This window comes from Bauldia sp., assembly GCF_965232525.1.
GTDB lineage: Bacteria > Pseudomonadota > Alphaproteobacteria > Rhizobiales > Kaistiaceae > Bauldia.
Genome location: NZ_OZ246980.1, coordinates 3,619,955 through 3,635,489 on the forward strand (window position 1 = coordinate 3,619,955; position 15,535 = coordinate 3,635,489).

Sequence of the window (15,535 nt, forward strand, 5' to 3'; positions counted from 1 at the left end):
CATTGAAGTCGCCTTGGAACTCTTTATCGATCTTCAGGTTCCTTCCAATCGATCTCGACGATATCAAATGGGCCCTTCCAAGGGTGTGTTCGCATTAGCAACCCATCGAGTTCAGCTCCCGGCAAGAGATCGGCCGCCTCGATGCCACGTGGAATGATGATCGTCCCTACATCGTACTTGCGCAATAGAACCGCCTGCTTCTCGAGGTCAGGCTGGTCTGCGTTGATTGCCCGGTACAGCTGCCTGCGTTCCGCGAATTCCTCGGGCGCCATCACCGTTTGATACATCGACGGATAGCTTCGGCCCGGCATCACGAGGTGCTTTCCCGGCGCGGTGACAGGAATCCACGCAGCGATCGCGCTTGGCGCAAGAATGGACCCGTCCAGCTCCAGCTTTTCGATCTTCCGCATGGCTCGCTCGACCGCATAGTACTCCGCATCGAGCTTCGCGGTATGCACCTTCCATGCAACGCGGCCACCGGGCGCAATGGTCCATCGCCCCGCCGCGATAAAAACGATCAAGATTACGGCAGCGCACGCAGCTGCTGCGGGGCCGATCCATCGGCGCGAGGTGGTTCGCCACATGAGGCCACCGGCGGCAGCAACGAGGGCAACGCTCATGAGCAGCGGAACTGGCGAAGCCCAGGCTAGGCGCCAGCTCATATTCCGCGATGCGATCGAAGCCGCGAACTCGGCAAGCCAGGGATTGAGGGCAAAGGCCAGCGTACCGGCCACCAGAGCCCGGTACTCACGTGTTGTTTGTCGCTCTCCCACGGCCGCCATTCCGATCAGAAGCGTGATCAAAGCCAGAGCTTCGCGTAAACCAAAGCCCAGGGCCGTGTTGATTGGCCGGCGGGATCCGATCTCACTCAACGCCACGTTGGACTCATTGCCGAGGGTGAGCCAGGCCAGCGCTAGAGCTGGATAGATCAACGTCGCGCCGAGGGTCAGCCACAGCTGCAGCACGCGACCGATGCTTGGCTGTAGAGCCGCAACGCCGACAATTGCCGTCGTGACAAAGACGATCGGCAATCCGGAGGATGACACACCGAGCGTGGTGACCTGGACCATCGACAGGATGACTACTTTCCCGATCGACGGAGATCGCAGCAGCAACAGACCGGTGACGATAGTCAACGGGACCGTCAGTGCGATGATCAGCCCCTTTCCCTGAAAGAGGCGGACGAAGACCCGCGTGCCGTAAGTGATACTGGAGTCGCCCCAGGCGAGCATGATCAAGAGGAAAACCGCCGTGGCCGCGACCGCTAGACCGCGTGGCAGAAACCAACGTGCGAACAGAAATGTAACGCCGATCGAAACAACCGCCGTGAATGCCGGGACGAGGAGGTAGTAGACAGGAAGCAGCGAAAGACCCGTCCACTCGCTGACAAAGGCGACCGCCGTCTCATATGACGCGATCCGATACGCGGCAAACCGGAACGGCTCCGTGATCGGACCGAGCGCCATATCGAACGACATCGCCGGCCGGTCGGGATGAAGCAGCGTTTGGATGGGGATTTGCAGGAAGCTCGTGTCGTCCCGGTTAGGACGGTGGACGAACAGAACGACGCAGACGGCAACGAGGGCGAAGACCGCAAGGAGGACAGCCGCCCAGCGATCGGAGAGCGATGATAGGGTGTCCCGACGGGCCGCTGGCTCCTCAATCTTTACGCGAGACGTCAGCCAGACTGCCGCGAGACCAACGATCGCAATCCCATATCGGAGCGCATAGTCCTCGATCAGGATGATCGCGATGCCGGCGACAACGAGCACCGCCATCACTTTGGGGCTTTCGACACCGGTCGGCCGCTCAGTGTCGACGAGCGACGGGCAAAGCCAATCGGCAAACGCCGTCGCGGCGAAATACGACAGTATGAGGACGACCGGAAGTGCGATCAGGAAACCGAGGCTCAATGTCCCCCACGAAATCCCCAAAAACCCGGAGACATGGTTCGAAACCGTCCAGATCGCGAACGGGATGACACAGAACATGACCGCAAAGGCCACTGCGGAATCGACACTCGGCCGACGACCGGTCTTGACGGCAGACGTGTCCAACTAAGAGCCCCCGTTCATTGCCGTCGTGTTACTTCGCGGCAGTCGGGAGGCGTGCCAACTAAGCGTACTTAACGCGGCTCGATCCGCGCATCTTGGACAAGCTCCGCCATCGCCAGATCATCCGACCCGCCTTCGGTGCGAAGCCCGTTCACGACACCGGCGCGATCCGCCGCCGGCCGGTTTTGGCTCACCTTCCACTTACCCTCGATCCGCCTGATCTCAATCTCCACCCCAACGATGCCGTTCTTCATCGCCTCGACGAAGCGTTCCGGGGCATCCGACACTTGCCACGGTTCGCGCCGGCTTTCTTCCTGTTGCCTGGTCAGCGCACCAATCTGATCGCTCAGCCATGCCCGGTCGTCGATGACGCACAGCGGACCGCGGACCTGCACGACGGCATAGTTCCAGGTCGGCACGACCTTCCCGGTCTCGGCCTTGGTCACATACCAGGACGGCGTCACATATGCGTCCGGTCCCTGGAAGACGACCAGTGCGTCAAAGCTCGGGTCGAATGAGCGCCATTGATCGTTGGCCCGGGCGAGATGGCCGCGCAACCGGCCGAACGGCCCGCGATCGGTGTCAAGGACGAAGGGAATCGGGTTCGCCTCCGGCCCATCTGACCCGACCGTCACCAGCAGACCGAGCGGATTGTCGCGGATAAGGGCGTGCTGGCGGCCGATATCGGTTTCCCGGTGATGGCTTGGTTGAAACATTGGCGAAGTCTCGTATTTGCGCTTGGCATAAGGATGGACGAGACGCCGAACCTAGACGCAACCGGGCGCGTCTTCCAAACGCTACCCTGACTCCAAAAGCCCCACCGACGTCACGCTTTCCTTGAAATCGCCCCCTGGGGTCGTGATATGACACGCTTCCGCTTCACCCGCCGCGGTCCGACTTCACCGGCTAACGCGCCGTGATCGTCGTCGATCGGGCTGGCCTCCGCCTTTCAAGGCGCGCCGACAGACTAGAGAGACGCTGAATGCCAGAGGTTATCTTCACCGGCCCGGCTGGCCGCCTGGAAGGCCGGTTCCAGCCAGCCAAGCAGAAGAATGGCCCGATCGCCATCATCCTCCACCCGCATCCCCAGTTCGGCGGCACGATGAACAATCAGGTCGCCTATCAGCTGTTCTATATGTTCGCGAAGCGGGGCTTCGCCGTCCTGCGGTTCAATTTCCGGGGCGTCGGCCGCAGCCAGGGCGAATTCGATCACGGCGCCGGTGAACTCTCCGATGCCGCTGCCGCCCTCGACTGGATCCAATCGATTCACACAGAGGCGCGCGGCTGTTGGGTCGCCGGCTTCTCGTTCGGCGCATGGATCGGCATGCAACTGCTCATGCGCCGCCCGGAAGTCGAAGGCTTCATCTCCATCGCCCCGCCGGCGAATCTGCACGATTTCACGTTTCTCGCCCCCTGCCCGTCTTCGGGACTGATCATCCACGGCGACTCCGACCGTGTCGTCCCCCAGAAAGACGTGCAGGCGCTAGTGGACAAGCTGAAAACCCAGAAGGGCATCACCATCGATCAGCAGATCGTTCCGGGCGCCAACCACTTCTTCGAGGATCATGTCGACGAACTGCTCGAGCGCTGCGCGGACTATATCGACATGCGCCAGAAGATGATCGACGCGGCTTAGGCGGCCGCCGGTTGGGCCAACACCGCGTCGATTTCGGTCACAACCGATTCCGGCAGCGGCCCCTTCTCCAGCGCCGCTACGTTTTCCTCGACCTGGGCAACCGTACGGAACCCCGGGATTGGGATGACTCGAGGCGACTTCGCCCAGATCCAACCGAGCGCCCCTTGAACCACCGTACGGCCGTCACTGGTGATCAGGTCGCGGATCGCGTCGATCTTTGCGAGAAGCGCTGGGCTTGGTTGGCCGTCGACGAAGTAGGTCAGCCACTCCGGCCCGGCCGCACGAATGTCGGTCGTTGAGAACCCTCCGCCGCCCCGTCCGAAGCGCCCTGACAAGAGCCCCATCGCCAGCGGTTGCCGGGCCACACCGATGAGGTTCTCTTCCTCGATGAACCGCGACATCGCTTCCGCCGGTCGGAACAGGTTCATATCGTACTGGACGCTGACGAAGCCGTTCATATCGGCAAACGCGCGGGCCCCGTCGACCTCGTCGTTGCTCCAGCCAAACGCGTCAATCTTGCCGGCCACACGAAGCTCCGCCAGCGTGTCGAACACCGGTCGCGCATCAGCAACCGGATAGCTGTTGAGGTGAAAGAAGACGAGATCAAGCCGGTCCCGCTTCAATCGCGCCAGAGACCCGTCGATCGCCTGACGAACATACGCCGGCTCGGCCGACGGGCCGGTCAGCTCCCGGTTGGCTCGATCGAAGGTGTTGCCAAACTTGGTCGAGACGACGATCGGCTCGCTGACGCCGCCCAGGGCCTTGGCGAGAATCTCCTCGGAATGGCCGGTTCCGTAGGCATCGGCTGTATCGAAGTATCGGACGCCCAGATCCACCGCCCGGCGAATCGCAGCGATTGATTCGCCGTCGTCGACTTCACCCCATCCGAGTTCCTGGCCGCCAGCGTGGAATCGCCCGCCAATTGCCCAGCATCCCATGCCGAGTCGCGGGATCGCGGCTCCATCCCAGAGGGTAATCGTTGTCATCAAGGCTCTCCCGAGTTCGCCGAGTCCAGACATGCTCTCTCGCAAGCATGCGGGAGGGGAACGACTCTCGGAAGGCTATGGATTGAAAGGTCGTTTCAGAATTGAAACGGACAGGCGAGCGCGTCGTCGTGCGCGGATCGAGGCTGTTTCAAACGAAAGGCGAGCAGTGTTCCTGCTCGCCCTGTGCTAGTGCCTTCAGCCGGCAACCGGCTGAACGACGCCCTCTGTATTACGGCTATAACCGATATCGAGAAGCAGGTGCTCGGGAAGGCTCCCGATGACACGCCGCGTATAGCTGCTAAAGAAAAAGGCGCGGACAGTCGAGGGCCGGGCCGCCGCTAACGCCATCAGGCGTCTTTCTGTTTCCAAAGACATTGCCGATCTCCACCTTCACCGAACTGTCATGTTCGTTCGGGTTTTCGTTGGTATATGTTCGTGGCCGAAGGCGCTGTGACCTTTGTCACTCGGCCAGAAGGCGGTGCCGCGGAACAATAGTTCGCGCGCTACCAGGATCGCCGAAACTTGGTCGACCAGGATCAATACCGATTCCTCCTGGGCAAGGGCCCGATCCCCCAGGCGACCTAACAACCGGCGCCCGCCGGCCGGCCCCGAGCGTCGGTCAGGCCGGATCGGTAACCACCCCTCCGAGCATTGGGCGCTCAACGCCCGTGGTCTCGGGCAGACTGAGCGGCAGGTCGCGCAGACTGCGCGCCGCGAGATAGGCGAACGCCTGGGCTTCGACGAAGTCGCCGTCCCAGCCGAGCTCCGCCGCGCGTTTCACCGTCGCCCCGGTAGCGGCGCCGATCATCGCGACCAGCACCGGGTTGCGCGCGCCGCCGCCGGAGATAACGACGATTTCGGCCCCGCCCGCGTCGGCGATCGCGCCGGCGATGGTGCTGGCGGTGAACGCAGCCAGGGTCGCCACACCATCCTCGGTCGACAGCAGCCGCACCGGGCCAGCGGAGAAAGCGTCGCGATCGACGGATTTGGGCAATGGTTCCAGGAACCACGGCTCGTCCATTAGCGCGTCCAATGCAAACTGGTCGACCGTGCCGCGCGCCGCCAAACGACCGTCGGCGTCCATCGGTGCGCCTGTCCGTTCCCGGACGAAGTCGTCGATCATGGCGTTGCCCGGCCCGGTGTCCCCAGCGGTCAGGCGCCCGTCGGCGCCGATCCGGGTGATGTTGGCGACCCCGCCGATGTTGACGACCACCACGTTGCCGGCGAGTCCGGCCTTCGCCGCCAGCGCCTGATGGTACACCGGCACGAACGGCGCTCCCTCCCCGCCGGCCGCTACGTCCGCCGCGCGGAAGTCGTGCACCACCGGCATCCCAAGTCGCGTGGCGAGCGCTGCGCCGTCACCGATCTGGATGGTGAGATACCGTTCCGGCGCGTGGAATACGGTCTGGCCGTGGAAGCCAACGAGATCGACCGCCGCAGCACCGGTCAACGTCTCGGCCGCCTCGGCGTGCGCGTCGGTGACAACCTGCTCGGCTTCCGCCAAGGCCGCCGGCCGCGCGGTTCGGTCGTCGACATCTCGCGCCGTCGCAAGCGCCTGGCGGAGAATGGCGCGTTCACGCTCGTCATAAGGACGGAAGTGGGTGGGTCCGAACCCGCCTACCGTTTCGCCGTCGGTGACGAGGACAGCCACGTCGACGCCGTCCATCGACGTCCCGCTCATCATGCCGAGGACGGTGCGCATCGATCCATCTGCCAAGCGCGTGACTCCTGAGGTGCACTTTGCGTTCGCCCCTGTTATACGCCTTCGCGCATCGCCGGCCACCGCGCCGGCCATGGCTTATCGAAACTCCAGGGACGATATCCGGTGCCGACCTCCGACCTCATGCGCGTTTTCGAAGAGCGCGGCTTCCTCCATCAGTGTTCCGATTTGGCGGGGCTCGACGCCCTGGCGGTCAAGGGACCGGTCACCGGTTATATCGGCTTCGACTGCACCGCTCCGAGCCTGCATGTCGGCAGCCTCCTGCAGATCATGATGCTGCGCTGGATGCAGCGCACCGGACACAAGCCGATTGCGTTGATGGGCTCGGGCACCACTCGTGTCGGCGATCCGACCGGTAAGGACGAAAGCCGCAAGGTCCTGTCGGAGACGGAGATCGAAGCCAACAAGAACGGCATCCGCCAGGTGTTCGACCGGTTTCTCACCTTCGGGTCGGGCCCGACTGACGCGCTGATGGTCGACAACGCCGAATGGCTGACGCGCCTGAACTACATCGACTTTCTGCGCGAGGTCGGCCGCCACGTCTCGGTGAATCAGATGATCCAGCGGGATTCGGTCAAGCTTCGGCTGGACCGGGAGCAGCACCTGTCGTTCCTCGAATTCAACTACATGGTGCTGCAGGCCTACGATTTCGTCGAGCTGAACCGCCGGTTCGGCTGCCGGCTGCAGCTAGGCGGCTCCGACCAGTGGGGCAATATCGTCGCCGGTATCGACCTTGGCCGGAAGATGGACAGCGTCGAGCTGTTCGCCTTCACCTCCCCGCTGGTCACGCTGGCCTCGGGGGCCAAGATGGGCAAGACCGCCGCCGGCGCCGTCTGGCTGAACGCCGAGCAGGTCTCGCCCTACGAATACTGGCAGTTCTGGCGGAACACCGAGGACGCCGACGTTGAGCGATTCCTGAAGTTGTTCACCGAGCTGCCGCTCGACGAGATCGCCCGTCTGGCGGCGCTCGAAGGGGCGGAGATCAACGACGCCAAGAAAGCGCTTGCCGACGAGGCAACTGCCCTCCTTCATGGCCGGAAGGCGGCGGAGGAAGCGAGCGAGGCGGCGCGACGCACCTTCGAGGAGGGCGCGCTCGCCGATGCCCTGCCGACGATCACCGTGCCGGCGGGCGATCTCGATACCGGGCTCGGCGTCCTCGCGCTATTCGTCAGAGCCGGACTGATGTCGTCCAACGGCGAGGCTCGACGGGCGATCCGCGGTGGTGGCCTAAGGCTGAATGACGACGTCATCACCGACGAGACGGCGACGGTTACCGCCGATCTGCTGCGCGACGGCGTAATCAAGCTCTCGCACGGCCGCAAGAAGCATGTGCTGGTGAAGCCACAATAAGTTGCGGTTGCCGCTTACAGGATGACTGGCGCGGCCGCTGATCAGGCCATCGCCTCCGGATAGGAGTCTGAGGCGACGGATCGATCATCCGATCCGACGTATTTAGGCCCGCGGCTGTCGTCGCTCGACGAGGACCGCGACCGCCCACAACAGGGCGTCGCCGGCCAGTGTTGCCACCCTGAGCCCCAATGCGATGAGGAGCGCCTCGTCGGCGAACGATGTTTCCTCCAGCGCGACGATCATCACCGCCTCGCGGACGCCAAAACCCGCCGGCGCACCGGGCGTGACCAACCCCACCACCCATGCCGCCGCCGCGATGCCGACCAGCGCCAGGTAACTGTTGCCGTCGACCGAAACGCCCCCCGCCACGGCAATCACCGCGGTGACACCGCCGAACAGCAAAAAGTAAACGACGTAGGTGGCGATCGTCGCGACCGCTCGCGGCCCGCCATCGCCTAGCAAGCGGAAACGCCCCCGCGAGCCAAGCACGACAAGCGCCCAGACGGCGCCGCAGGTGATCAGCACCACGGCGACAATCGCCGCGGTCATCATCCCCTCGCTCAGTCCGGCGATGTCAAGGTTCTCGACGAGAACCGTGCCGCCCAGTACTGCGGCAATCGAAACAGCGACAGCCACCGAAAGACCAATTTCCGCCGCGGTTGAACTCAGGATTGTACGGTGTTCGACATCCCGATCGCGGAGCATGGCATACCGCCCGACAAGATGCAGGACATTACTCGGCAGGTATTTCAAGACGTGGGATCGTCCGTAGATCGAGACCGCATCCTCGAGCGAGAGCCGATGTCCTGACATCATCAGTGTTTGATTCCAGGCAATGGCAAGAAGTGCCGCGCAGCCTCCATATGCGATCGCAGCGGCCAAAAGACCGATGAGGAAGGAAGGCTGAAGAAATTCTCCGAGCGCGGCGAGTTGCAGCCAAACCTGATAGGCAACGAATAGGACCGCTATGATCGTGACGACTCGTCCGACCACAATGACCGCGCGTCGCGTCGCCGGTCTTCGGAAGTAAGCGCCGAACCGCCCCGCGATGCTGGCCGACCTGGGATCGCCGTTGTCCGTCACCTGATTACCGTCGAAGCCGCCGGCGATCTGCGGATCATCCGGCATTCAACTCGGACTCATTCGCCAACATCGATTCGGGCTCGCTCAACTTCTTGGCGCAGAACGCGCGTGCGAACTTCTTCAAGGATCTTTCGGTTGGTGCCAATGAGCTCACCGATCAGGCCACTCACCGCCAGAAGGCCACCAAGAGTGAGCAGAGCGACCGCTAGCACCAACGACTGGATGTGTCCGCCGCCTTCGCCGATAGCAAAGAAGTAGAGGAATCGCAGGATCACTAGGAAACCTGGAACCGAAATGATCAGAGCCAACAATCCAAAGAATCGCAGCGGCTTGTAGATAACAAAGATGCGTATGATCGTGATGATCGACCGCCAAATGTAAGACGGGATGTTCCGAACAAGCCGCGACGGGCGCAGATATCCGTTCACCTCTATCGGAACGACCGCGAGGGGGATGTTCTTGCGACCGGCCTGGATCAGTGTTTCCAACGTGTAGGTATACGCACTGAAGACGTTGAGCCTGAGCGCAGCGTCCCGGTGGATCGCGCGGAAACCACTGGGCGCATCGACAACATCGATGCCGCTGGCCAGGCGAACGACCCGGCTCCCGAGCCTCTGCAGTATCTTCTTGGCCGGTGAGAAGTGCTCGATCGTGGCAATCGGCCGCGCGCCGAGGACCATCAGCGCCTCGCCTGCGATGATTGGGCGTACAAGGTCGGGGATGGAACCGGCAGCATACTGGTTGTCAGCATCGGTGTTGACGATCACATCAGCCCCGAGTTTGAGGCTCGCCTCGAGGCCCGCCATAAATGCTCGCGCCAGCCCCTGATTGTGACCAAGCGCGACCACGTGATCGACCCCGTGTTGGTGAGCGACCGCAACCGTGTCGTCGGTGCTCCCATCGTCGATGACCAGCCACTCGACCTCACGAAATCCCTCGACCTGGCGGGGCAGGTCGGCCAGCGTCGTCGGTAGCGTTTCGGCCTCGTTCAGACACGGGATCTGGATGATCAGCTTATTCAGCATCGTTACGAGTCGATTGTTCCGATTCCCTCAGCCGACACTTAGTCACGTAAAGGCCGTACTTCATGGCGGTCCCGTCAATGCAAAATCCGTCCACAATGTCCGGGGTCTTGCCAGCTTCGTTCGGCACCAGCAGAAACCGCTTCCTGCCTTCGGCTTGAATCGTTTTAAGGTCGCGTCCCAGAATACCCCCGAGAACGGTGCGTGACACCCGCGGACCACGGTGCCCGCCTAGATCGGTGATCGGCACGCCGGAGTCGACCAGGTCGCGAACGAACGCCATTGTGTCGTCCCCATGCCATATCCATGCCCGGGCTTTGGGATGACCCCAATACTGGTTGGGGAAGAGCAGCGCGGCGACACAAATCGCCAATGCCGATCCGATGAGCGCTTGCCAGACCCGTCGCGCCATCTGCCGATCCGAAATATCGGAGATCAGCAATGCGGCGGCGGCCACTATAGCGAAACATGCCCACGGCACCAGGTCCGCGAGGTACTTTGCCTGAGGCGGAGAAAACGTTACGAGCGGGTCCAGCGATCTGATTGCAAATGTCTGGAAGAACGCAAAAGAGAGGAAGAAAAAGATCGGAAGCATGAGCGGATTCATCGTCCGCGCCATCCAAGAGCGGCACGCGACATAAGCCGTGCTCGCCGATGCGGCCACGAAGAGAACCGCTGTGTAGAAAGGTAGCTGACGCCACGAATTGAACAACTCGCCAAACGCAAAGCCGTCGGCATGCCTCTGCATGTTCCCCCAGTGCCTGTCGAGCAGGTCCAGCCGCCCCAGAGGCACCCACCGGCCGGCAAGGATGTTGATCACAGCGTACTCAATGAGGACGAGCAAAACACCGTACAAGCCGATCCACAGCAGCGTGTTCACCCCGCGCCGGAAGCCCATCGCGATCAGGACGTACGCACATGAAGCCGGAACGAAAAAGACTGCGGTTTCCTTGGCGCCGTACGCAAGGAAGATAAACAAGGCCGCTGAGGCGTAGGAGACTTGCGATTGCGATTGAACACCGCGCTCGACAAAATAAGCATGGGCCAACATGAACACCGCAACAAAAATGAAGGGTTGCAGTTGACCGGTAGAGCGGAAAAACATCGGATCGGCGAACAAAACAATTACAAAAAAGGCAAAATAGATGAAGCCATATCCGCTCTTGCGAAGATAGAAAGCCGATAAACACAAAAATACGGCGAATAGCACAATCCCGATCGCAAAATACGTTGTCAGGTTCCACCCGAACAACTCAGCAAACCCGAGGGCAGGCAAATTGATGGCCCAACGGGCGGTCTGATGATTCTGAAGCAGCGCCGAGAACGCCTCGCCGTCGAGCAACCGCCCGACCAGGTTCCACTTCCTCACGGCATCGCCGCCGGTTTCGACGGGAGCGGTGAAAATGGTCCGCAACAGGACCGCCACCGCAATCAGAAGGACGTACTGCAGCAGGAGCGATGGCCGCTCCTCGCCTTGGTTTGTAGATGCGTTGGCAAACGTCATGGCGCTCGTTTGCTTTCGGTCGTTCTCCGCCGCCCACGATCGGCTATCACGGGTACCGAGCAAGCCAGCGACAGCTTCGTGCCAAACAGTTCAACCATCATCTGAATTCGAAGATCTTGCGGAATATGCCCGGCGTTACCGCGGACAGCGGGTTGAAGTAGACCGTCGGTCCATCCAGCGGACCTTCGATTCTAAAGGTCACGCCGATCAGTCCTTCGCGGTTGCCGCCGAGGACACGTCCGATTACCGGCACACGGCCGAAGGCGTTGTTGAGTGCGAACAGCGGCAGGTAGGTGCCGTTCACCGCGACCTCGGAACGCTCCAGGTCGAACCGCCCGCTGAAGGTTGCCCCAACCGACTGACCGCGAAGCAGCGCCTCGTCGATGACGATCGCCTCACTGGTCGCCCCGAACTGCACGGCCATCCGGTCGAAGTGAAGGCGCGACGTATCGATGTCCTGCGGTGTCGGCGCGCTGGCGATAGCGCGTTCGACCGCCGGCTCCTCGAGGATGACGAAGTCATCGATAAGGATTTGGCCGTCGAGCGGTCCGGTCGGACCGAACCGGCTTGCCTCGAGCGTGAGTTGTCCGCCCGCAACGCGGGTGTAGAGATCGAGGAACCGCAGAAGGTCACCGGCGTCTGGCGCCGTCATCTGGAGGGCGGCTGCCTGCCCGGCATCGTCGAAGTCGAGCGCGACAGCGCCGCCAAGCGTGGCGTTCAGGGCGATCGCCATCGGAGCGCCATCGGCGGTGACAAACCGCCCGCGGAGCCCCGTGAGTGCCTCGCCGTTGAAGCCGGTCACCACGTCGATATCGGCGGTGATCGACAAATCCGGAAGATCATCGTCGCCGGCGGTGGTGATATCGGAGATCAACCCGCGCGCATCGAACTGCGCACCGCGTATGTCGACCACATAACCGGTTGGTGTCGCCGTCAGGTCGACGCTCAGATCGTCGTCCGGGCGCAGCGCCAGGTGATCGATCCGTGCGTCGACCAGTCCGTCCTCGGACGAGAACCGCGCCCACCCGGCCATAGCGAACCCATCGCCGGCAAGCACGATGTCTTCCGCCAACTGGCCGCCATCGGTTGGCACGAGGTCGAACGACAGCGTCGCTGGGACACCGACCCCCTTGGTCCAGCCGGTGCCGGGAATCGTCAACCTGGCCGGCGTCAGATCAAGATCGACGTGCTGCCCCTCGCCGGACTCGCGGGCGGAGATCCGCGCGTCGATGACCCCTTCGATCAAGTCCTCCACCCCGAGCCCCAACCGCTCGCGGGCGGCCTGGTCCAGCAACAGCCGTGCGCTTTGTGCGCCCCCGGCCACCGCATTGCCGTCGGCGTCCAGTGCCAGCGCCATTGAAACGTTCGCGGCGATTCCGTCGATCACGGCGGTTCCCTCAACCGTGACAGAGTCCCTTGCCACCGCGATCGCCAGGTCGGCATCGTTGAAGAGGCGGCCGTCAATCGGCTGGGCGCTGCCGAGACCCGTCCCCGCCACCACCACTCGCCAGTCCATCGCCTCCCCGAGTTCGTCGTCCTCCTTGTCGAGCGGTAGACGCAGCGAGATCGAAGCGGCCGCGTCGCCGGAAAGATCGGACGGTGCGATATCCTGGCGCCGCAGCGCGTTGAGCGGTTCGGCATCGGCCAGCGCGCCCAGCGCAGCGGCCTGCGCTGATGCCTCCACCTCCACTACTCCGGTCGCCACGGGATCGAACACATCATCGATGGCGAAGGCGCCAGCGTCGATCGTCACCGGACCGAACCGCGTGTCGAGGCGCGCCGATTCAACGTCAACGCCGAGCACCGCACCAGCGAGAACGACATTGCCTGAAGCGTCGACGACCGGCGGCAGGTCGCCCATTGTGCGGAAGGCGACGTCCTCAAGTCGAAGGTCGAGCCGCAGGGCATCGTCAGGCACTGGTGGCCGCGGCTCGACCCACAGCATCCCGGCCGGCACCGCCGCCGCGAAGCTGCCCGCGGCGATCTGGCCGTCGACGATATGGCTATTCACCCAGCGGCGCGCGCCCGGCGCGAGGAACGGCACCCACATCTGCTTGAAGACTGCGACCGGCATTTGCGACAGCCGCGCCGAAAGCGCCAGCGATGGCGTGACGCCACCGAAGCCAATCGTGCCCGAGAGGTCGAGGCTGCCCTCCGCCGATTCAATCGCCAACGCGTCGATGGCCAGCGTCTCCGCCGCAAGGTCGATCGCGCCGGAAAGAGCCAATCGCTCGACTGTCAGCGGCGGTGCCTCCGCGTCCGGCGCGGCCAGCACCGCATGCTCGGATTCGAGCGAAACGGCATAGCGGCCGGACCCCGGATCACCGCCCGCGCGAACCCAACCGACTACCGATCCGCGGGTCGCACCGAAATGGAGTGGCGAACGGTCGAGCAGAATCGCTTCGCCGGCGACATCCCAGCGGAGATTCACCGTCGCCTCGTCAAGCAGGATGCTCTCCCCGCTCTCCCCCGCGGTGAAAACGCCGGCCCCAACGTCGAGTCGCAGTTCGGCCGCAGCCGGACCGCCGTTCGCATCAAAACGAACCGACCCGCGCCCGAACAGCGGAATGTCGCTGCTCGCCAGGTTGTCCTTACGGGCCAGGACCGGGACCAGATCCGCCAGACCGACCTGCGAGAACGCTGCCGCCAGCACCCGATCCCCGTCCGGATCGGCGCCGTAATCCAGCGATGCGCTCCATCGTCCCGCCTGTGCGGCCGCCGAGACCGTCAAAGCCACATCAGCGGTCGTTTGGTCGATGGTTAGCGATGCATCGAGATCATCAAACCGGCGGATCGCACTGCCACCGGTATCCGCGATGACAATCGTCGCGCCCTCGACCGTCAGCACTTCGAGCTCGAGGCCACGTGCCTTTGCCGCGACATCCGCTAGCACCGCGTCCAGCCGATGCAGCGCGTCGGCCAGTCCCGGAAATCCGCCATGCGGATACGACGCCATTTCGGCGCTTGGGGGACCCATCATCCTCGCGCCGGAAACCAATAGCTCGGCACCGGTGAGCGTGACCGACCGCACGCCTGCACCTCCGGTCGCAACGCTAACCGGATCGGCGACCGCCTCGATGTTGGGCACTCGTCCGACCGAACCGCCGGCGACGCCGACGACCGTCACGTCATCAAGCGAAACGATCAGGCCCTCCCCCGGAACGAGCCTGACGGTCGCTCGCCCGATATCGACCCGGTGACCCAACTCGTGGGCGAGCACTCCGACGACCCGGTCGCGGATGAAACCGACCTCGACCGGCCCGGACAGCAGCACCACGAGTGTCACCGCAATCGCAACAAAACCGGTGATGGCCAAAGCAGACGCGGCGAAGGCCACCGTTCGCAGCGCCCGCCGACGACTGCGACGCGCCGGCGGTTGTGTTATCCGCGAGGCGCTACCGGCCGGCGCCTCTATCTCGTCAAGCGGCTTGTGCACGAGCGTGGTGAAAGGCGGTGTCGGGGGCTTGAAACGAGTCGATTTCGCATCGATCTTCAGGGCTCACTACCAACGGAGGGTAAGCCACCATGGCCATTGCGGAAGGAGACGTCGCGCCGGCGTTCGAGCTTGAGACGGACGGCGGAGGAACGGTGAAACTGTCGGACTTCAAGGGGAAATCGGTCGTCCTTTACTTTTATCCGGCGGATGATACGCCCGGATGCACCACCGAAGCCATCGATTTCACGGCGGCGCTTCCGCAATTCGAAGCGGCAAACGCCGTGGTTATCGGCGTTTCGCCGGACTCGGTCGACTCCCACGACAAGTTCAAGGCCAAGCACGACCTCGGTGTCATCCTCGCCGCGGACCCGGACAAGAAAGTGATCGAGGCCTACGGCGCCTGGGGCGAGAAGATGATGTATGGCCGCACTTCGATCGGGCTGATCCGTTCGACTGTGCTGATCGGCCCAGATGGCAAGATCGTGCGCCACTGGCCGAAGGTGCGAGTCAAGGGCCATGTCGACAAGGTCCTGGAAGCGGTCGAGGCAGCCTAAACCCCTTTCCCCCAAGGAAATATTAACCCTACCCCCTTCTAATTCGCCGGTCTCGTTTCTCGATACTGGTGAATGCGTATGTCGACCCTGGGGGCTGGATTTCGTCGTTTCCTTCCAACCCGATCCAAATCCGCGCGGCGGTGCCGGATTTACATAGATCGCGGTCATCGCGTCACGACCTTCCAAATCC

11 protein-coding genes are annotated in these 15,535 nt (G+C 63.0%); 3 read left to right on the plus strand and 8 right to left on the minus strand.

Going from position 1 to position 15,535, the window contains the following annotated elements:
• Positions 1-23: 23 nt before the first annotated feature.
• Both ACO076_RS17200 and ACO076_RS17205 read right to left on the minus strand, forming a co-directional pair.
• Positions 24-1,478: a DUF6077 domain-containing protein gene (locus ACO076_RS17200; RefSeq protein ID WP_421724045.1), complete on the minus strand. Its 1,455-nt coding sequence runs from the start codon at positions 1,476-1,478 to the stop codon at positions 24-26.
• A 647-nt stretch (positions 1,479-2,125) separates the two neighbouring features.
• Entirely contained in the window at positions 2,126-2,770 is a 645-nt protein-coding gene (locus ACO076_RS17205; protein WP_421724046.1) for an FMN-binding negative transcriptional regulator, read from the minus strand.
• 266 nt (positions 2,771-3,036) lie between these two features.
• Here ACO076_RS17205 and ACO076_RS17210 point away from each other — a divergent pair, with 266 nt between their 5' ends.
• Positions 3,037-3,690 (plus strand): alpha/beta hydrolase, encoded by a 654-nt coding sequence (locus ACO076_RS17210; RefSeq protein WP_421724047.1) that lies wholly within the window; start codon positions 3,037-3,039, stop codon positions 3,688-3,690.
• On the opposite strand, the gene ACO076_RS17215 is transcribed toward ACO076_RS17210, so the two are convergent.
• Both ACO076_RS17215 and ACO076_RS17220 read right to left on the minus strand, forming a co-directional pair.
• Positions 3,687-4,676: an aldo/keto reductase gene (locus ACO076_RS17215; RefSeq protein ID WP_421724048.1), complete on the minus strand. Its 990-nt coding sequence runs from the start codon at positions 4,674-4,676 to the stop codon at positions 3,687-3,689. The genes ACO076_RS17210 and ACO076_RS17215 overlap by 4 nt on opposite strands.
• 619 nt (positions 4,677-5,295) lie before the next feature.
• Positions 5,296-6,393 (minus strand): anhydro-N-acetylmuramic acid kinase, encoded by a 1,098-nt coding sequence (locus ACO076_RS17220; protein ID WP_421724049.1) that lies wholly within the window; start codon positions 6,391-6,393, stop codon positions 5,296-5,298.
• Positions 6,394-6,519: 126 nt separating this feature from the next.
• Between ACO076_RS17220 and tyrS the strand changes: the two genes are divergently transcribed.
• Positions 6,520-7,746, plus strand: a complete 1,227-nt coding sequence (gene tyrS / locus ACO076_RS17225) for a tyrosine--tRNA ligase (protein ID WP_421726763.1) — start codon at positions 6,520-6,522, stop codon at positions 7,744-7,746.
• A 102-nt stretch (positions 7,747-7,848) separates the two neighbouring features.
• Here tyrS and ACO076_RS17230 read toward each other — a convergent pair whose 3' ends face one another.
• From ACO076_RS17230 to ACO076_RS17245, 4 genes are all read right to left on the minus strand, one after another.
• On the minus strand, positions 7,849-8,874 hold the full coding sequence (locus tag ACO076_RS17230) for a hypothetical protein (protein WP_421724050.1): 1,026 nt from the start codon (positions 8,872-8,874) through the stop codon (positions 7,849-7,851).
• 11 nt (positions 8,875-8,885) lie between these two features.
• Positions 8,886-9,854: a glycosyltransferase family 2 protein gene (locus tag ACO076_RS17235; protein WP_421724051.1), complete on the minus strand. Its 969-nt coding sequence runs from the start codon at positions 9,852-9,854 to the stop codon at positions 8,886-8,888.
• A complete protein-coding gene (locus tag ACO076_RS17240) occupies positions 9,844-11,355 on the minus strand; it encodes a hypothetical protein (protein WP_421724052.1) in 1,512 nt (503 codons plus the stop codon). Before ACO076_RS17240 ends, ACO076_RS17235 begins: the two co-directional genes overlap by 11 nt.
• A gap of 97 nt (positions 11,356-11,452) precedes the next feature.
• Positions 11,453-14,692 (minus strand): AsmA-like C-terminal domain-containing protein, encoded by a 3,240-nt coding sequence (locus tag ACO076_RS17245; protein WP_421724053.1) that lies wholly within the window; start codon positions 14,690-14,692, stop codon positions 11,453-11,455.
• 188 nt (positions 14,693-14,880) lie between these two features.
• Here ACO076_RS17245 and ACO076_RS17250 point away from each other — a divergent pair, with 188 nt between their 5' ends.
• Positions 14,881-15,345, plus strand: a complete 465-nt coding sequence (locus ACO076_RS17250; RefSeq protein WP_421724054.1) for a peroxiredoxin — start codon at positions 14,881-14,883, stop codon at positions 15,343-15,345.
• Positions 15,346-15,535: the final 190 nt, after the last annotated feature.